Origin of the sequence: Acinetobacter legionensis (genome assembly GCF_048551735.1) — a bacterium.
Classification (GTDB): Bacteria; Pseudomonadota; Gammaproteobacteria; order Pseudomonadales; family Moraxellaceae; genus Acinetobacter.
In genome coordinates this window covers 41,658-60,085 of record NZ_JBIMBV010000012.1, presented here as the reverse complement: position 1 = coordinate 60,085, position 18,428 = coordinate 41,658, and the positions used below count along the sequence as shown (strand labels likewise).

General features: G+C 40.8%; 16 protein-coding genes. 2 read left to right on the top strand and 14 right to left on the bottom strand.

Features of this window, described 5'->3' with window-relative positions:
• Positions 1-225: 225 nt before the first annotated feature.
• A complete protein-coding gene (locus ACG9ZL_RS12300; RefSeq protein WP_419360186.1) occupies positions 226-2,715 on the top strand; it encodes a penicillin acylase family protein in 2,490 nt (829 codons plus the stop codon).
• Positions 2,716-2,783: 68 nt separating this feature from the next.
• Here ACG9ZL_RS12300 and ACG9ZL_RS12295 read toward each other — a convergent pair whose 3' ends face one another.
• The 12 genes from ACG9ZL_RS12295 to ACG9ZL_RS12240 form a co-directional block, all read right to left on the bottom strand.
• Positions 2,784-3,713, bottom strand: a complete 930-nt coding sequence (locus ACG9ZL_RS12295) for a SphA family protein (protein ID WP_224965225.1) — start codon at positions 3,711-3,713, stop codon at positions 2,784-2,786.
• Positions 3,714-3,816: 103 nt separating this feature from the next.
• The gene (locus ACG9ZL_RS12290) at positions 3,817-5,307 is read right to left on the bottom strand and encodes an aldehyde dehydrogenase family protein (RefSeq protein WP_419360184.1); all 1,491 of its coding nucleotides are present in this window, start codon (positions 5,305-5,307) and stop codon (positions 3,817-3,819) included.
• A gap of 66 nt (positions 5,308-5,373) precedes the next feature.
• Positions 5,374-6,975 carry a GMC family oxidoreductase gene (locus ACG9ZL_RS12285; protein WP_419360280.1) on the bottom strand — a complete coding sequence of 534 codons (1,602 nt, stop codon included), beginning with the start codon at positions 6,973-6,975 and terminating at the stop codon, positions 5,374-5,376.
• Positions 6,976-7,101: 126 nt separating this feature from the next.
• Positions 7,102-8,010: a transcriptional regulator FeaR gene (gene feaR / locus ACG9ZL_RS12280; RefSeq protein ID WP_336954099.1), complete on the bottom strand. Its 909-nt coding sequence runs from the start codon at positions 8,008-8,010 to the stop codon at positions 7,102-7,104.
• A gap of 136 nt (positions 8,011-8,146) precedes the next feature.
• On the bottom strand, positions 8,147-9,106 hold the full coding sequence (locus ACG9ZL_RS12275; RefSeq protein WP_171287945.1) for a p-hydroxyphenylacetate 3-hydroxylase reductase component: 960 nt from the start codon (positions 9,104-9,106) through the stop codon (positions 8,147-8,149).
• Between the two features lie 65 nt (positions 9,107-9,171).
• On the bottom strand, positions 9,172-10,125 hold the full coding sequence (locus tag ACG9ZL_RS12270; RefSeq protein ID WP_419360183.1) for a PDR/VanB family oxidoreductase: 954 nt from the start codon (positions 10,123-10,125) through the stop codon (positions 9,172-9,174).
• 34 nt (positions 10,126-10,159) lie between these two features.
• Entirely contained in the window at positions 10,160-10,897 is a 738-nt protein-coding gene (locus ACG9ZL_RS12265) for an SDR family NAD(P)-dependent oxidoreductase (protein WP_419360181.1), read from the bottom strand.
• 10 nt (positions 10,898-10,907) lie between these two features.
• Positions 10,908-11,393 (bottom strand): aromatic-ring-hydroxylating dioxygenase subunit beta, encoded by a 486-nt coding sequence (locus tag ACG9ZL_RS12260; protein ID WP_004721595.1) that lies wholly within the window; start codon positions 11,391-11,393, stop codon positions 10,908-10,910.
• A 10-nt stretch (positions 11,394-11,403) separates the two neighbouring features.
• Positions 11,404-12,681, bottom strand: coding sequence for an aromatic ring-hydroxylating oxygenase subunit alpha (locus tag ACG9ZL_RS12255; protein ID WP_419360179.1), 1,278 nt, complete (start codon positions 12,679-12,681; stop codon positions 11,404-11,406).
• 30 nt (positions 12,682-12,711) lie between these two features.
• A complete protein-coding gene (locus ACG9ZL_RS12250; RefSeq protein ID WP_419360177.1) occupies positions 12,712-13,239 on the bottom strand; it encodes a nuclear transport factor 2 family protein in 528 nt (175 codons plus the stop codon).
• A 43-nt stretch (positions 13,240-13,282) separates the two neighbouring features.
• Complete coding sequence (locus tag ACG9ZL_RS12245) at positions 13,283-14,449, bottom strand: acyl-CoA dehydrogenase family protein (RefSeq protein WP_419360175.1); 1,167 nt, start codon at positions 14,447-14,449, stop codon at positions 13,283-13,285.
• Positions 14,450-14,467: 18 nt separating this feature from the next.
• Complete coding sequence (locus ACG9ZL_RS12240) at positions 14,468-15,580, bottom strand: amidase (protein WP_419360173.1); 1,113 nt, start codon at positions 15,578-15,580, stop codon at positions 14,468-14,470.
• Positions 15,581-15,727: 147 nt separating this feature from the next.
• On the opposite strand from ACG9ZL_RS12240, the gene ACG9ZL_RS12235 reads away from it, so the two are divergent.
• A complete protein-coding gene (locus tag ACG9ZL_RS12235; protein ID WP_004721604.1) occupies positions 15,728-16,195 on the top strand; it encodes a MarR family winged helix-turn-helix transcriptional regulator in 468 nt (155 codons plus the stop codon).
• 54 nt (positions 16,196-16,249) lie between these two features.
• On the opposite strand, the gene ACG9ZL_RS12230 is transcribed toward ACG9ZL_RS12235, so the two are convergent.
• Positions 16,250-17,245 (bottom strand): 3-hydroxybutyryl-CoA dehydrogenase, encoded by a 996-nt coding sequence (locus tag ACG9ZL_RS12230; protein ID WP_419360171.1) that lies wholly within the window; start codon positions 17,243-17,245, stop codon positions 16,250-16,252.
• 1 nt (position 17,246) lies between these two features.
• Positions 17,247-18,353, bottom strand: a complete 1,107-nt coding sequence (locus ACG9ZL_RS12225; protein ID WP_419328808.1) for an NAD/NADP-dependent octopine/nopaline dehydrogenase family protein — start codon at positions 18,351-18,353, stop codon at positions 17,247-17,249.
• Positions 18,354-18,428 lie beyond the last annotated feature (75 nt).

Here is an 18,428-nt window from a genome sequence, read left to right as displayed (position 1 = left end):
TTTGGCATTTCATCAAGACTTGAGAAAGTATATTTAAAATAAAATGATGAGATAAAATTAAGTCTATTTATTTAAAAGTATAAATATATACCCACAAAGTAATAGAAAATTACATATAAAAATAACAATCATTTTATTTATTCAGGACCTGTATATCGATAAATCTACTGTTTTTAGAAAACATCTAAAAGCATTTATTTCCCAACACTCTATTTCTCAACAATAATGAAAAGGATATTTCAATTGAAAAAAAGCCCCTCAAATAATCAACTGAGCGATAAACACCACTTAATCAAATTAGGTGTTTTAAGTTGTTTATTGCTTGCAGGATGTAGTTCATCCTCTCGTTTAGAATCAAACCCAGTGCAAAAACAGGTCACGATTCAACGTGACAATTTTGGCACACCGCATGTCTATGCCAAGGATACTTATGGTCTTTTTTATGGTTATGCCTATGCAGTCGCAACTGATCGTTTATTTCAAATGGAAATGTCAAAACGTACAGGTTTAGGCACTGTTGCTGAAGTGCTCGGCCCTGACTATCTACAGTATGATATTGCAACCCATAGTCGTTTTAATCCTGAACAGATTAAACAACAAATTGCCCGACTTTCTCCTGAAGATCGTGCCATTTTCGATGGTTATGCTGCTGGTTTTAATAAGCGTGTCCAAGAGGTTTTGGCCAATCCAGCGCTGATGCCTAAAGAATTTATTGATTATGACTTTAAACCATCGACATGGCAGCCAGAAGATATTGCAATGGTCTGGGTCGGCTTAATTCTCAATCGCTTTTTTTCAGCCAGTTCAGAAGTCTCAAATTTAGATTTACTGACTCAACTACAAAAAGAAAAAGGTCCAGAAACAGGATTAAAAGTTTATCAGCAATTACGTTGGTTAGATGATCCGAGTGCTCCTACAATTATTCAATCTAAAGCAAAACCACAAGTTTTAGCACGTCAACAACACATGTTAAAAGGTATAGCCCCTATCTCAGACCAAGCAGCCAAAAACTATTTAGCTCAAGCGCGTATTGCATTGGGTAAAAGTGTGGTTGATGGCGTCCCTACAGCCAGTAATGCTTGGGTGGTCAAAGGAGATAAAACGGTAGAAGGCCAAACGGTTTTATATAATGGCCCTCAACAAGGCTGGTACACGCCTGCCATTACTTATGCGGTTGGGTTACATGGTGCGGGCTATAATCTCACAGGGATTACCCCTGTCGGTCTACCTGCAATTCTATTTGGAACCAATGGAAAAATTGCTTGGGGTTCAACTGTCGGTTCGCTTGATACCAATGACGTCTATCAACTCAGCTTAAATCCGAGCAATCCAAAACAGTATCGTTATCAAGGCAGTTATATTCCCTTTGAACATCAACAGATCAAAATTAAAATCCGTAATCAGCCAGACCACGTTTTAGATGTGTATCAAAGTAAACAAGGCTTTGTCAGCACATGGGATGAAAAAAATCATACCGCCTATGCACAAAAACGTAGCTGGGAAGGTGTAGAGATTGAAACATTACTGGGCTGGGCCAATGCAGCAAAAGCGAGCAACTGGCAAGAATTCCTAGATCAAGCCAAACGTGTCGCGGCTTCGATTACGTGGTTTTATGCCGATACCCAAAATAATATTGGTGTCGCTGCATTGGGTCGTTTACCGATCCGCCCTGAAAACCAGCATATTCAACTGCCTGCTCAAGGTGATGGCTCAATGGAATGGCAGGGTTTCTATGATTTATCACATAATCCCAAAGCCTATAACCCTGAAAAAGGCTATATTAGCAGTTGGAACAATAAAGCTTATGCGGATTTACGTTCCGATTCCTCCAACTTCTCTCATGTTGACCGTGTCAATGAACTGATTGAACCCCTAGAAAGTAAAGCAAAATTAAGCCAACAAGACATTTGGGATATCAATAAAATAGGCGCTTGGTCGGATCTGAATGCGCGTTATTTTATTCCCTATATGGTCAAAGCTGCGCAAAGCCCGAACGCATCACCTCTGGCAAAGAAAGTTGCACCAATATTGGCGAGTTGGGACTTCAAACTTCGTCCTGACAGTGAGGCTAAATTCTATCAAGGCGCAGCACCTGTCATTATGCGTACATGGCTCAATCAAATGATTGAATTGGTGCTTAAACCAAATTTATCTGAAAATATTTATGCACGTTACACAGATACCCTTTACCCAGTAAATAATGACCCACGGAGTACACAACCTGCGAATGCATCTAAACTGATCTGGAATGCGCTGCAAGGCAAACAAGCCAGTGTTGCTCAAACCGTTGATTTCTTAAAAGGACAATCAGCAGATGATGTGGTGTTAACTGCCTTGGAAAACACCTTAATTCAGCTTTCAAAACAATATCATTCAGATCAACCCAATGATTGGAAAATTCCTGTTGCCACAATGGGATTCTCCAACAAAAACTCAGTGGGTATTCCATGGGCTGATCAGGCGCATCAACAACAGCTGAGCACCTATGGGAATACAGGGAGTGCAACCTTTAGAGTGGTACTCAATCCCAATCAAGTCAGCATGTGTTCAATTCTTGCACCTGGTCAAAGTGGATTTATTCATCGCAATGGAAAGACCGATACACACTTTGCCGATCAGCTCCCATTATTTGAAAACTATCAATGTAAGGATGATGCAGTAAGCCAAAAGCAAATTGATCAAGCAACACAACAAAGTATGACTTTAACCTATTAATTTTTAATCAAAACAGCCCAATATATAGATATATTGGGCTGTTTCGATTTTAAAGCTTATCAAATCCGTCATTTTTGAAAATGATGTACATACCGAAAAATCATACTGGTCCCTTGTGGTCGATTTTCTGCATCTTGTTCAAAATAAGCATTTGCAACAAGATGGTCATGGGGAGAAAAACTATACATCGCCCCTGGACCGATCGCCCATACCTGTTCACGTCGTCCTTTGACATTTTCACCATCCACCTGTGTATCTGTGATTTGATTGAGCCAATATCCATTTATTCCTAACCGAAGCTGTGGTGTGACTGCATAACTACTTTCAAAGTTGGCATGTAACGCTTGCCCAGCCTGTATGTCTTCAGCATTCCCAAAACTATAATTTGGATCATTATTCTTAAAGTTATAAAGATAGTGTAAGCGTGTCGAAAGTGTCCATTTGGGATTCAGCCAATAGGTTGCAGCCCAGTATGGATCAAGTGACACTGCATTGGCACCAGGGTTTATATCCTTATTATGATCATATTCACCTGTAGGTAAATTAATTTGAAATTCAAAACGATGGGAAAACTTAGGCCCGTCTTGCCCCATCACTGGATCAAATTGGATAAAAGGGCCGATAATAATGTCGCCCAGTCCCCTATTTGCTTTAATAGCTTGATTATTGAGGCCATCATCCACATCTACATGTGCCAGCACAGGAATCACCATATTTAAGCCAAGATTACCACTGCCCAATTTGATATCTGACATATAACTGATTTGCTGAACAATCGATTGATAATCAATCTCTGACTGAGGGAGTGCGATTTTGTTGCCATGTGTATCGCGAATACTATCCGCGCGATAATTCTGAAAATAGGTTTGTGCATACCAACCACTACCTGCTGGAACTGCACCGTCTACAAAACTCGATAGACCTAAATTCACAGTTGGCAGATCACTGGCAAAACTTGTATGCGTAATAAAAATCAGACCCAGTATTTTCTTATTCATCTTCAATATCCTTATTGTTGAGGCAAAATCCTCCTACAGGTAGCAATTGATGCTGCTACCTTTTTCTAACTGGATTTGCCAGTTTAAATAATATTGTGCATTTTTAATAACGGATCATCACTGACTTTAATTCAGTGTAATCCTCAATAAATGCGTCTGAAAATTCACGACCCAGACCAGACGCTTTGACACCACCAAAAGGGACGGCAGGATCAAGGAATGTGTGCATATTCACCCAGACTGAGCCTGCTTCAATTTGCGGAATGAGTCGCAAAGCTTTCGCCAAATCATTGGTCCATATACTTGCAGTTAAACCAAAACGAGAATGATTCATCATTGAAATTAACTCTTCATCACTTTCAAAAGCAATCACATCCACCACAGGTCCAAATGTTTCCTCAATAAATAATGGATCGTCAATACCCCGCACTGTTAATAAAGTTGGCTCTACAAAATAGCCTGTTCCTGCAATGACTTTACCACCACAAATGATTTGATTATTTTGATAAGCAAGATCCAGATAATGTTTAACCTTCTCAAAATGTGGCTTATTTGAAAGTGGACCAAACATAGAGGATTCATCCAGTGGTGAACCTATTTTAAATTGTTGAAGAGCTCCGGCTGCTTTTTGAATAAACTCTTCATATTTAGCGCAATGCACAAAAAAACGTTCTGGTGCTGCACACACTTGACCTTGATGGACAAAACTGGCTTGTAACAGTGTTGGTAAAATTTCATCGATTTGAGTATCCGCTAAAATCGCAGCTGCATTTTTTCCGCCTAGTTCTAAGCTGACACGGGTTAAATCGTTATGCATCGCTTGTTTACCAATCGCAATTCCTGTGGGTACAGAACCTGTAAACGAGACTTTTTTAATCTTTTTAGAGTCAATTAAATATTGGCCAGTTTCTCCTGTGCCTGTGACAATATTAATCACACCTGCGGGGATGCCTGCTTCTATTGCAAGCTCGGCTAAACGTAATAATGAAAGTGTTGTGAACTCACTAGGTTTAAGCACGATTGTACAACCCGTTGTCAATGCCGAACCAATCTTCCAACATCCGATCATCAAGGAAAAATTCCACGGCACGATTCCTGCCACAACCCCAACAGGTTGACGCACTGTATAAGCTGTATATTTTTCACCATTGGCTGAGGGAATAGAAGGTTGCATGGTTTGACCATGAATCTTGGTGGCCCAACCAGCAAAATATCTTAAAAACACGACAGTCTGAGCAACTTCTAAGTGTCGAGAAAGATTAATCAACTTGCCTGTAGTCAAAGTTTCTAGTTGTGCTAATTCCTCCGCATGCTGTTCAACCAGATCAGCAAGCTTATTCAGCTTTTGCCCACGCTCATAAGGTGATGTATTGGCCCAAGCATGTAGAAAAGCATCTTGCGCACTGTTTACAGCGGCCTCAACATCTAGTTTAGTCCCAATCGCAATACTTGAAACAGGCTGTTCCGTTGCTGGGTTAACCAGCTCAATTCGAGTACGCGTATCATCGACTTCAATATGTTGTCCATGAATAAAATGACCGTGTTGACGTTGCAAAAAAGTTTGGACACTCGCTAAAATTTGTACTTGGTTCATCTTGTTATCCTGTGTTCTATATAGAAATCTTGGCAATTTAGGTTCAGCAATCTCTATGAGATTCAATTATGCATTTAGAATAAAGTCAGCACCGCGCTCACCAATCATGATGGCAATGGCGTTGGTATTTCCACTTGGTACTTGTGGGCAAATGGAACAGTCAATCACGCGTAAATTTTGAAAACCATACACTTTAAGGGTTTGGTCAGTAACGGAGTCTTGTGAAGAATTGCCCATTTTACAGCTGCCTGCTGGATGGTAGACCGTTTTAATATTTTGACGCATCCACAGATCAATCGCAGCAATGTCATCGGGATCGATATTTGCTGGTTCAATAATATCTTTGACTATAGATTTTAATGCAGGCTGTTGTAGTAAACGCAGCCCTGCCTGAACCGCGCGAATATTGGCATCAATATCTTCTTGATGACCTAAATAGTTTGGATCAATGATCGGCAAAGCATTTGGGTCTTTACTGCTTAAACGTAAACTGCCTCGTGCTTTGGGTTGTACATGTCCAACCTTAATGGTGAGACCATGATCTTGTGCCACTGCTTTTTCACCTGGCGTATTATCAAAATTATCCAGTACTGGCAAGAAATGGAACTGTACATCAGGTCGGCCATGGTTATTGGTATCAATAAAGCCACCGCCTTCTAAAATATTAGACGTTAACAAACCAGAACGGGTAAAGCGCCATTGTAAAAAGTGCCGTAGTGCTTTTAAACCTTGATCTTCCCCAAGCAAGCTATTCTTGGTTTTAACAGTTGCATTCACTGACATATGTAAATGATCATGAAAATTCTCACCCACAGGTAAGTCTTGAATACATTCAATGCCCAGTTCATTTAAATGCTGTTTTGGACCAATACCTGAGAGTAATAAAACTTTTGGACTACCAATTGCACCAGCACTGACAATAATTTCTTTGCTTGCGTGCACAGTAACAGTGGGTTTTCCAGCAATGCTATAGGTTACACCTGTCGCCCGACCAGCATGTGTTTCGATTTTATGAACCAGTGCATCGGTCACCACAGTAATATCTGCAAGATGTTCAACCGCTTTTAAATAGGTCTTTGCAGTGCTGGCTCTTTCACCATGCAGGGTTGTGGTTTGATAAAAGCCGACACCCGCTTGATCCCATCCATTGAGATCATTGACATATTTCATCCCCATTTGCTGACCTGCTTGAATACAGGCAAGTGTTAAAGGATGACGATAACGATTTTCACTGACAGGCAAAATACCCTCTTGTCCGTGATACTCATCTGCAAGGCTTTCATTTTTTTCAGCTTTTTTAAAAAATGGAAGCACATTTTGATAAGACCACTTGTTGCAGCCCCATTCAGATGCCCATAGATCATAATCCTGACGTTGTCCACGACAGTACACCATGCCATTGACAGAGCTCCCTCCGCCAAGGACTTTTCCTTGTGCAAGAATCATTTCACGATGATTACAATGTTTTTGTGGAACCGTCATATACGGCCATGATTTTTGTTGAAATACTTTGATCACTGTTGCTGGGATCGTATGGAACATACTATTGTCCTTCGTCCCCGCCTCTAAAACCAGCACTCGTCCTGCGTTTGCTTGTAATAATCGTGCTGCGACCACACAGCCTGCCGACCCTGCCCCAATAATAATATAGTCATATTCTGCTTGCATCATGCTTGCCTACTCATCCAATTCCTTGAATAAGATTTCACCATGATTACAGCGGATGTTCTTGTTTAAACGTGACTCACTTTATGCAAAATTGTGACATTGACAGCAGATCTAAAAATTCATCGACTACACTTTTAAGCGATATTGTTTCGGTGAAAGCCCGATCATCTTACGGAACAATTTTGAGAAATGAGCACTGTCACCAAATCCCCACTTCAAAGCAATTTCAGTAATCGACAGACTTTTATTTTTGCCATCTTTTAATTCATACTGAATTTTTTCGATACGATGCATTTGAATAAACTTGTGTACAGATTGCTGTTGATGTTCAAATAATCGGTGTAAATGCCGAAGTGAAATCCCTAAGTGATTTGCGATCATTTGTGCATTTAAACTTTGCTGATTGAGATGCTCAAAAATAAATCGCTCTGCTTTTATTTTGAGATGACTGGAAATTTCAATATTTTTATAATTAATTGTCGGTTTGATTAAAGCAATCAAGGCATCTTCAAAAGCATTACCATCCTCTTTTGCATACCAAAGTTCAATATTTTCAGGTGATAGGTTTTGCAACATACCTTTCAGCAAATGCCCACTCATATTAGAAGTATTTAATTTGCCAAAATGATCAACCGTAATGCCTTGCCTGAATAATTTCTCGCGCGATAAATGCACTGAAACATGACTAAATAAACCTTGTGGATACATATCAATCGTTTCATCAGGATCAAGTAAGGTAATCTCACCTTCATTTAAATCAATATTTTGATCTTTATAAACAATCCGCATCTTGCCTGTGTACTGAATCACCAAAAAGCAGAAACGATCTTTCACTCGATCAGGCATACCACTTTTTCTGCAAATATGACTGGCATTACTTTTTATAAAAGCAACCTCTGTCTCTCCCAGTAAAAAGAACTTTACTTCACCAATAAATAAATTATTCTGTTTATCAAAGGTCGTCTCAAAGTTACCACAAACCTTTTGAATAGATTGCTTCCACTGTACAATTTCATTTTCTTTAGCTTGATTCATATCCATTCCTCTTGGACAGATCGATTCAATAACTTGAATAGCTTTGCTTTGTCTTTTCCAACACCATTAAAAATTCTATCTCAATCAATCCAAATAACCGACAAATTCATCTAGATGTTTGTCGGTCAGTTGATGATTATACAATCCCCGCAATATCTTTTAAAATTTTAATAAAAATTTCCTTTTCATTTTCAGGATATTTTTCAAAAACTTCATTTTGATGGCTATCAGCAATATCAAACAGATAATGTGCGGTTTTCTTGCCCTTTTCCGTTAACTTAAAAAATCCATCCGTTTCAATCAATAAACCATCTTTTTTTAAGATAAGCGCAGCTTGTTCGATCTCACGCATCGGCATGGCAATATCACGTGGTAAATCTGCTTTATTGGATGCGGTACCACTGCCTAACACCAATAATAATCTTGCTTCACTGGTGCGAAATCCAGTGATTAACTGCTTCGGAATATAATCGGTCTGATAAAATTTAAACGCCCGACTCATTAAATAACAGACATTACTATATAAATGCCCTTGGTGTAATTCGCCTAAGTCTTCTGCTTCTACAGTATCTTTAAGCTGTAATAATGGATGAGGAATCACACCTGAATACGCACCTTGGTGATACACCAACGGACTACGCCCTTGATCATGAAACTTAACGACTTTGCCAATAATAATCCAGTGATCACCACCTTCAATAATTTCATGTCGTTCACATTCAAACACTGCTGAACAATGGTCTAGAACTGGTGATTGACCTGCACCAACCTGATAACTTGTACCTTCATACTTATCGATATTGCGACGGGAAAATTTATTGGATAACTCAATTTGAGAACCCGATAAAATATTTACCGCAAAATGCGTAGCTTGCTCAAATACAGAAAAACTCGATGATTTTTTATCGATACTCCATAAAATGAGTGGTGGGTCTAAAGACACTGAATTAAAACTATTTGCAGTGACTCCAACCTTCTCACCTTGCTCATTTTGTGCCGTCACAATGGTCACACCTGTAGCAAAATTACCCAATGCCCGTCTAAATTGCATTGGATCTATTTTGATTTCATCCATTGATTTTAATGAATTCATTATTCTCTCCTGAATCTTTTATCCTATTTAGCTCGGTATCTGAAATTGCTTAGTCCTGTTAAAAGCAATTAAATATCCAGTACCAATCGTGCTGACTTTGCACGGGAACAGCACACCAGTATTTGTTCATTACTGGCTTTTTCTTCATCAGTAAAATACACATCGCGATGATCAGGCTCACCTTCGATCACATCGCACATACAGGTTCCGCAGACGCCCTGTTCGCAAGACATTTCAATCTCAATCCCTTCACGTGCCAGTGCTTGCAGAATAGTTTCTTCGGCATTGACCATGATGATCTTGCCACTACGCTCAGCAACAACTTCAAATGCATCACCGTTGGTTTCAACCTCAACCTGAAAATATTCCTTATGAATCTGTTGCTCAGGAAAATTTTGTGTCAAAGCCAAATTAATCACCCAATCCATAAATCCATTGGGACCACAGGTATAGATATGGCTTGCTTTGTCTATGTCCTGAATGGCAGATTGAAAAAACTCACGATGGCTGGCCCCTTCCGATTTAAAATGAAAGCTGGTAAATGGCGCCAATACACTATTTCTAATTTCATCAACAAAGGCACATTGCTCTGGGCTTGCCCCGCAATAATGCAGTTCAAAAGATGCGTTTTCTTGTACCAATTGATAGGCCATGGTGATCAAAGGGGTAATTCCAATCCCCCCACCCACCAGTACAGCATGTTTGGCTTTGACTAATGGAAACAGGTTTTTGGGTTCACTGACCTGTATTTGCATACCATCTTTTAAATCATCAAAAGCCGATACTGAACCACCACGCGATTCTGGATCACGTAAAATCCCCAGTCTGAATATGCCAACATCCTTTGGGTTTTGGCATAGTGAGTACTGACGCACCATACCATTGGGTAAGTGCACATCAATATGCGCACCTGCTTCAATTTTTGGTAATGTGGCAGAATTTGCAGATTCAAACTCCATGACTGCAACATTCCCACCTTCTATATGACGGTTTCTGACAACCACGTTATAGAGTGTAGCCATGATTTATCTCCCTTTTATGCATCTCGCCCAAGGCTTAACGCATAAATAATCCACCGTTAATATCCCACGTCGCCCCAGTGACAAATGCAGCGCTTGGGCTTGCTAACAAGGCACAGGTTTCAGCAATAAATCCCATACTACCTAATGCTTTGACTGGGATATTTTGAATAAATTGCGCCATTTTCTCGTCAGATACCACACTGTGTACAATCGGTGATTCCATTGGCCCAGGTGCTATGGCGTTTACAGTCACGCCTTTAGCAGCAAACTCTTTGGCAAAGATTTTGGTCAAAGTCACAATTGCACCTTTAGTTGCAGCATAGTGTGCTCCTGTCGCAGTACCTCCATTTTGCCCTGCCAATGAAGCCATATTGACGATACGTCCATAGCCTTGATCCGCCATATACTTGCCAATAATTTGACACGCTTGAAAGGTTCCTCGCTGATTCACTTGGGTGATCCAATCAAAGTCAGCTGCAGTAATCTCTAAAACAGGAGTTGCCTTAGTGACCGTCGCATTATTAATCAACACATCCAATTTACTGAATTTTTGTTGAATCCACTGCACTGCGGCATGAAAATCTTGCTCAACTGAAATATCCAGTTTTAACGCAAACATATTCTCCGCATTAGGACTACGTGCTTTGGCATTTTCAGCCTTTTCTAAGCTGCTGGCAGAGACAATCACTTGATGCCCCTGTGCTGCAAAATATTCGGCGATCACATTCCCTAAACCAGATGCTGCGCCCGTGACTAAAACAACCTGTTTCATTTTTGCGCTCCTAGAGGATGTAACTGATACCCGCCAAAGTATCGGTCGAGTTGACTAAGTTGATAATTTTACGATTGATCTTAAAGCCTTGTTCTGGATCACGAACCAAATGAAAAATCACATCTGCGGTGTAATGTTTCAAGCTTTCCTTACGGAATTCACGAAGGTTTTGTGCACAGCGTAAAATGATTTCACCATCCTCATCTTTTACGACACGGATACGTGACACGCTACGGACGGTATTGGCTTTGGGTGCAGTCGAAATCGCCTCACCATTTTCCAAACGTTCGACCCGTAATGTACGCATATGATTGTTGTCATAGGCATAGTTCAAATTATTTTCATAATCCTTGAGTGTCGGATCAATCGGAATGATATACACACCTTTTTCATTCCAGAGATTGAGCCATTCACGGTATTCACTATGGTCTAACATGTCAGCTTCAGCCCAAACAAAAGCAGTCACTTCATTTAATAATTGCAAATTCATGTTCATGCTACTCTCCTTAAGCCGTCATCATCTTTTTCCACTGCTGATAAGCAGCGCGCATTCCAGTTTCTGCACTGACATCGCTCTTTAAGCCATCTTCAGTTTTTACTTCGCCGGGTAAACCACGGTTCAACATGATCCATAAATCATGACCAGCATTGGCACCATGTTGCACACGTTCCCACGCTTCTGAGTCATCAGGTGTACCAAAACCAAATGGACCTTGGAAATGTTCATGTAGACGTAAGCGATATTGATTGGCAATCTGTGGACCACCATCCATCGTGATCACGGAATGATGAATTTCAGTTTCATTGACTGAAATCGGTTGCATAACACGGAAGAAGGCCATTGAACAGGCAATGTTCGGGAAAAGGTTTAAGTTAAAACCAGAGCCCCCCACAGCACGTACAATACGGCGTACTTCAAGTTCTTCATGCCCTTCATCACGTAACGCCTGTGCAAGCTCTTCAAAACGTTCCTGAATTGGGCGTTCCATCAACTCGTCATCTAAATCCACCAGCTCAGGAATCATCACCATGACACTGTGCCCATTACCTAAATCTTCAACATAGCCAGGTTGATTTTCAAAATTAAATAACTCTTCAGTCTTCTCATCGACTGAACTTAAGAATGACTTATGTACCAACGGAAAATGATAGGCATCGGTGGTGTTTTCCAGTTGAATTTTCCAGTTGCCTGGGAAACGGAAACGATGTTCACCCAATACTTTAATTGGATAACCTGCGCCTTGTTTCATAAACAAATCAATCCATTTTTTCGCTGCACCTAAGAAATCCTCTAAAGGTTCAATATCATCTTTAAAGGTGGCGAAAATCATACCGTTGTATTCTTCAACACGTAGGCTAATCAATGGAAACTCTGATTTATCCAGACATTCACCATAACTTTCAGGTGAAGGTACACCACGTAATGAACCATCCAGTGCATAGCTCCATCCGTGATATGGGCAAACAAAACTGTTGGTTTTGCCTTTTTTATGTTCACATACCGTTGCTGCACGATGGCGACAACGATTGAGCAATACATGGACTTTTTTCTTACGGTCACGTACAACGACCACAGGTTGCTTACCAATATTAATAGTTTTATAGCTACCACCATCTGGAATTTCGCTGGCATGTGCCACCCAAACCCAAGTGCTGTAATAAATCTTTTCCATTTCATCGTCAAAGACACGCGCATCTTTATATAAAGAGGTATGCGCACGATCACTTTGAACTAACTCGCTGTAATCAATATTAATATTCTGCATTGGAATAATACTGTTCATATCCATTATCCTTTTCAATTTATCCATAACTTATTGCTGAGACGGTACTGGCAATATCGCTGTACTGTTCCAGTGAGACACAGGGCGACTAAAAATATTTTCAGTCTGAAAATGTTTGATCTTCCATAGACCATCGGTTTGCTGTTTAAATTTCACGCTGAGTTTTGCGGCATTTAAATGGCTATCTCCATTGAGAAAGGTCGAGGTTTGCAACATCAACCAGCTTGCATTGGCCTGATCGCCTGCAATATAAATTTGTTCTGAGCTGACAAAATGCGCATTCATCAAAAAATGTGATTCGGTTTGGGTATAGCTTTTAAACATGTCAAAAATGGCTTGCCATGAAGCATGGCGACCAAAAGATTGCGCATATTTCTCACCAATTCCTTCCCAAATACTGTCCTGATCAAATAAATCCATTAATTCATTGAGGTCAGTCTTAGCATTTAATCCATCACAAATTTCCATGTAACGATGAATACAATTACGAATCGCGTTTTGCGCTTCGAGCTGTTCTAAGCGTTGTAAGATAAGGGTCAAATCCATCTGGCTATTCATGTCATATTCATCCTGGGACATCTCGTGATTATTTAAATTCGGCTTATAAATAACCGGGTGCTGGCTGCATACCAAAGCTCACCAAAGCGGCATTTTGTAAAGTGGCATCGCCCATAAAGGCATGCTGAGTCACCACATTGGTATCATTCACAAACCGGCTAAATGGGTTATGGGTATAAATTGCAGTCATGCCCGCCAGCATTTGAATTTTGCGTGTTACACGTGCGCAAACTCGAGCAACATGGGTACAAGACAAGCGCATATCACTAATCTGTTCTGGTGTTGGAGCCCCACCTGCAATAATTTCATTCCAAACGATTTGCATAGTGTCGTAGAACCAAACACGTGCTGCTTTAAACTCAGCTTCGACTTGGGCAAATTCATATTGGGTGACTGGACGACTGGCAATTTCAGCACCACCTGTAATGGATGATTTGCCAGGTGCTAACTTTTGGAATTCTTCCAACGCTGCTGCTGCAACACCGATCCCGACCACAGTTAACACCTGTGTTGCCAATGACAGTGATGGATATTTAAAAAATGGTTCCGAAAGTTTAGACGGTTCACCACGGATAAAGGTCCAGTCATTGTTAACAAAAACATTATCCACCAGCAGATCATGACTTCCTGTTCCCTTTAAGCCGACCGTATCCCAAGTCATTTCGATTTTCGCTTGTTTTGCAGGGATAATTGCTAAGCGTGGGAGACCTTGTGTGGTGTTGTTGACCTGTGGACTAATCCCCACCCCAATAATATCGGCCCCCATACAACCACTTGAAAATTTCCATCGACCTTTTACCACCACACCATCAGCTCTTAAATCTGCGGGTTGCGGTGGAAAAATACCTGCTGCAAATACAATATCTGGGCTCTCTTTATATAATTCTTCAAGTGTTGCTTCAGGCAGGCTACCCAAATAAGCAGGGCTCATCCCAAAACTCGCAACCCATCCCACAGACCCATCCGCTTTAGACAGACGCTCAATCAATTCACAAAATTGTTGAGGTGACCATTCATTGCCACCAAAACGTTTTGGTACCAATGCACGATAAACACCAATCTGTTTCAACTTATCGATAATGTCTTGACTCACATACGCTTGGTTATCGAACTCGCCTGTACAAGCACGTTCTCGAATCTCCTGACAGAGTGCTTCTAATTCCGTTATTGTTGTGTCCATTACAAATTCCTTTGTCGATAAATTATTCATTACCCAACTCCTTGTCATTTATTGCGCTGCATCCACGATATATTTCGCAATTGCACAGACCAGCTCATCCGAATTTCGTTTCGCCACAATTTGTAAACCCACTGGTTGCCCTTCACTGGTTTTGAGCGGTATTGAAATTGCAGGATGTCCAGATAAATTGAATGGACGCACCAATGAAGTTAAGTTCAACAGTGCGACCATATGTTCTGCATCGATTAATTTGGGTGGGATTTGCGGAAGGGTTGGCAGTAACACAGCATCATATTTTTCCAATAAGCCATCAATTTCATTGATAAATTGTGCTTTGACCGCTTCCGCCTCTTTTACTTGTTGCACAGTGGTTTGCGCAGATTTAAGCAAGCGAGCATGGATATCGTCACCCAATAAACCAGTTTTGGTTAACTCGCCATACGCCTGCCAATTTTCATAATTAATGATCTGCATCCCTGCATCATAAGCAGGTTCAAACCATTCAGATTTCACTGGTGTAGCTGACAGATTCGCCTGAGCAAGAAAATGCTGAATACAGTTCAATACCGTTGGATTTGCATTTACCTCAAGCCAAGCCAGTTTTGGTGCATGCGCTAATTTTTCCAAAGTATGAAAGCTTGGATCAATTATCTGCATCGCGGTTTCAATCATTGCAACCGAAGCGGCAAATGGTCCCACGCAATCCAGCGAACTCATGGCTGGATGTATCCCTTGACGACTGACGCGATTGAATGTCGGCTTAAAACCATACACTCCACAACATGCCGCTGGCATACGAATTGAACCACCAGTATCGGTCCCTAAAGTAAAATCAGCCAGCCCTGCGGCTACGGCAGCAGCAGACCCACTCGATGAACCACCTGGAATAAGATCAGGATATTGAGGATTGATTGCAGTGCCAAAAACAGGATTGATCCCGGTAATTCCAAAAGCCAACTCATGTAGATTGGTTTTTGCGGTAATTTGGCAATCCGCTGCCAAAATACGCTCTACCACTTCTGCATTTTTTGTTGCAGAAGGCTTATCCATCAAGGCTTTGCTCCCGATCATGGTCTTTAGACCTTGAATATCAATGGAATCTTTCACCATGACTTTTAAAGCACCGTGTCCTATTTGTACGTCTTGTACAACAATATTCATTCACTTTTCCATGTATTTTTGTACTTAATACCAATATCGGAAAAAGTAATGTAATTGTCAAGATATTTTTATCAGAAAGAGCAAAGATTTTTTCTTTAATTTTTGTATAATGATGAATATTCATCTTTATAAAGTTATCACTTTGCTATGCTTACTCATTTAGAACAATTTCTACCTAATAATGAACCTAGCAGCTTACAAAGCTATCCTTTCTTTTGGATTTCTCAAGTGAATGGTAAATATACACAACTTATTGAAAAATCAATAAAAAAACTAGGTATCGACAATACACGTCGTAAAATCATTTTAAGTACCAATGCTTTGCAACAAGCCAGTATTACCGAAATTGCCAACCTCTCTACCCTTAAATTGACCACAGCAACCAAAGCCATTTATCGCCTAGTTGAGGATGATATTGTGCAGGTTTTTTCTTCAGAGTCTGATGAACGTATCTCGATGGTCAAGCTCACTGACAAAGGCAAAGAACTGGTGGAGCAGATCAATCAAATCAGCCAAGTGACTTTATCTGGGATTTTAAATGCCTTTGAAGATGAGGAATTGCATCAGTTAAATGCACAGTTGAAAAAGCTATTCAATTTGATGCCATCAAGCTAAAAGCTGTAAATAAATGCCCATTAGCTCAATGCAATGGGCGAATTGTTCGGTTCATCACGTTGCGGACTGTAAAATATTAAACGATGGTTTTAACTTACTTTTTTCAATTCGATCTAAAAAGGTGCGTAAGACATCTTGTTTATATTGATGAATATCCACATCCGCATAATTATAAAAGCCCTGCTTTTCACGAAGGCCATTACGCTGCTGCCGCATATTTTCCGCAATAATTTCAGGTGTACGAAAACGCTCACCCAGCTCTTTTTGCAAATATTGCGAGGCATAATACAAAATATCGCCACCGCCCCAATCAATAAACTCCAATAAGCCTAAAACAGAAAAACGCAAACCAAAACCGGTACGAATAGCAATATCAATATCTTCTGCCGAAGCGACTCCATCTTCAACCATACGTGCCGCTTCATTCATTGCCAAGGCCTGAATCCTTGGCACGATATAGCCCGCCTTGGCATTACAAACCACAGGTACCTTACCAATCACCTGTAGGAAATGCTTAAGCTGAGTCAGCACCTCATTTGAGGTCTGGTCAGAACGGCTTAACTCCACCAAAGGCATGAGATAAGCAGGATTTAGCCAATGTGCATTGACCACTCGCTCAGGATGCGAAATCATTTGCGCAATATCCGTCACTAAAAATGTGGATGTGGTCGAAGCCACAATACACTGCTGTGAAAGATATTGATCCAGCCAAGCAAAAATTTCTTGTTTGGCTTGTTTTACTTCTGGTACAGCCTCAAGGATCAACGCACAGCTTGGCAACATGCCTGTAGCAGCCTGTTTAGATAAAATCGCAATCTTATCCAAAACAAAAACTTGCTGCTCCGCTTGAATAAACTGAATTTTCTCAAGCAACTGTAACTCTTGCTGTAAATCAGCACGAATTTGAGTTTGATATTGTTCAAATTCAGCTTCACTACGTTGTTTTGCATCAATCAAATCAACGTTTAGTCCTGCATAGGCAAATGCAATCGCAATGGCTTTGCCCATACGTCCAGCGCCAAGCACCGCAATTTTTTCGATCATCTGCATTTTAGACACCTTGTTGCAAAATCGCTTGCAGTTCTGCTGGGCTTTTATCCGCAAGACCTAAACGCTCAAAAGTACGCCCTTGTTGATATAAATCCTTACCCGTGACCGCTGACGCGATATTCAACAATCCTTCAGCAACAGGGGTTGCAACACCTGCCCAACGTCCCACAGAAACTAAAAAAGATAATCCTAAACGAGTGTCTTCTAACATATAGCGATGTGAATCTAAGTCGATATCCTCACGCCAGTCACCGCTGTCGGTTAATTTTCCATGTGCCCCACGTCCATACATCCATTCATCACCCTCACCTTCATGATTATAATGATCCGCCAAAGGAAAATGTGGTGCTGTATATCCCAATGCTTCACGCAGTTGCATTCGTTCCGCATCGAGTTGATTGGTGACACGACGAATTGAGGGTTGAGTACCTTCGTTATGAATATCCCACGCTTCAAAATGTTCAAGTGGACCTGCATTCATCAAAATCAGAGGTGGATGAATAATCGGTCCAGCATTCATCAATGCACCACTTAAGCTGTCTTCAACGGGTTCAACGCTAGGATATGCCTGCTTAAGCACTTGAAATGCATGTTGTGACAATACGCTTGGAAACACGCCTGTGGGTAACCGGGTCGCATAACCACTAATCACAATTTGATTCACCCCATGTTTACGCACCAGATAAGGCAAAGTTCCCGTTTCTGCAAATGCCACTTGCGCAGTGTTGCCTGCTTGTTGCATCGCCTTGGCAAAGATAAAACTACCAAATGTCGCTGGTGGTAAGTACACCACTTGCCCTGCTTTAAAAAATGGCGCTGCTTGATGGGCTAAATCATCATGTGTGGTCGCAGGTAATGGAATAATAATCAACTCGGCATGTTCAATGGCGCTTTGCAAATCATCAGACAAATTAATCTGACTCTTTTCAAAACCCACCGTCACAGTACGATCGCCCTGATAATCCTTAATCTTTAATTGCCCAGTGGCAGCAAGTTGTTGTAAAGCATCTGAATCACGGCGCCATAACAGCACCTCATGCCCTTTTTCAGCCATTTCTGCCGCAGCTGCATAACATCCATGGCCGCCACCTAAAACTGTAATTTTCATCATTGCTCTTCCTGATTTATTTCAATTCATCATAGAAGTGCAATAACCTGCTGGCTTATCCAAACACGCAACACC

What these genes read in the sequence shown, in the direction of transcription:
- ACG9ZL_RS12300 (WP_419360186.1), top strand. Translation starts at nt 226, where the DNA reads ATGAAAAGGATATTTCAATTGAAAAAAAGCCCCTCAAATAATCAACTG.
- ACG9ZL_RS12295 (WP_224965225.1), bottom strand. Translation starts at nt 3,713, where the DNA reads ATGAATAAGAAAATACTGGGTCTGATTTTTATTACGCATACAAGTTTT.
- ACG9ZL_RS12290 (WP_419360184.1), bottom strand. Translation starts at nt 5,307, where the DNA reads ATGAACCAAGTACAAATTTTAGCGAGTGTCCAAACTTTTTTGCAACGT.
- ACG9ZL_RS12285 (WP_419360280.1), bottom strand. Translation starts at nt 6,975, where the DNA reads ATGCAAGCAGAATATGACTATATTATTATTGGGGCAGGGTCGGCAGGC.
- feaR (WP_336954099.1), bottom strand. Translation starts at nt 8,010, where the DNA reads ATGAATCAAGCTAAAGAAAATGAAATTGTACAGTGGAAGCAATCTATT.
- ACG9ZL_RS12270 (WP_419360183.1), bottom strand. Translation starts at nt 10,125, where the DNA reads ATGGCTACACTCTATAACGTGGTTGTCAGAAACCGTCATATAGAAGGT.
- ACG9ZL_RS12265 (WP_419360181.1), bottom strand. Translation starts at nt 10,897, where the DNA reads ATGAAACAGGTTGTTTTAGTCACGGGCGCAGCATCTGGTTTAGGGAAT.
- ACG9ZL_RS12260 (WP_004721595.1), bottom strand. Translation starts at nt 11,393, where the DNA reads ATGAACATGAATTTGCAATTATTAAATGAAGTGACTGCTTTTGTTTGG.
- ACG9ZL_RS12255 (WP_419360179.1), bottom strand. Translation starts at nt 12,681, where the DNA reads ATGAACAGTATTATTCCAATGCAGAATATTAATATTGATTACAGCGAG.
- ACG9ZL_RS12250 (WP_419360177.1), bottom strand. Translation starts at nt 13,239, where the DNA reads ATGAATAGCCAGATGGATTTGACCCTTATCTTACAACGCTTAGAACAG.
- ACG9ZL_RS12245 (WP_419360175.1), bottom strand. Translation starts at nt 14,449, where the DNA reads ATGAATAATTTATCGACAAAGGAATTTGTAATGGACACAACAATAACG.
- ACG9ZL_RS12240 (WP_419360173.1), bottom strand. Translation starts at nt 15,580, where the DNA reads ATGAATATTGTTGTACAAGACGTACAAATAGGACACGGTGCTTTAAAA.
- ACG9ZL_RS12235 (WP_004721604.1), top strand. Translation starts at nt 15,728, where the DNA reads ATGCTTACTCATTTAGAACAATTTCTACCTAATAATGAACCTAGCAGC.
- ACG9ZL_RS12230 (WP_419360171.1), bottom strand. Translation starts at nt 17,245, where the DNA reads ATGCAGATGATCGAAAAAATTGCGGTGCTTGGCGCTGGACGTATGGGC.
- ACG9ZL_RS12225 (WP_419328808.1), bottom strand. Translation starts at nt 18,353, where the DNA reads ATGAAAATTACAGTTTTAGGTGGCGGCCATGGATGTTATGCAGCTGCG.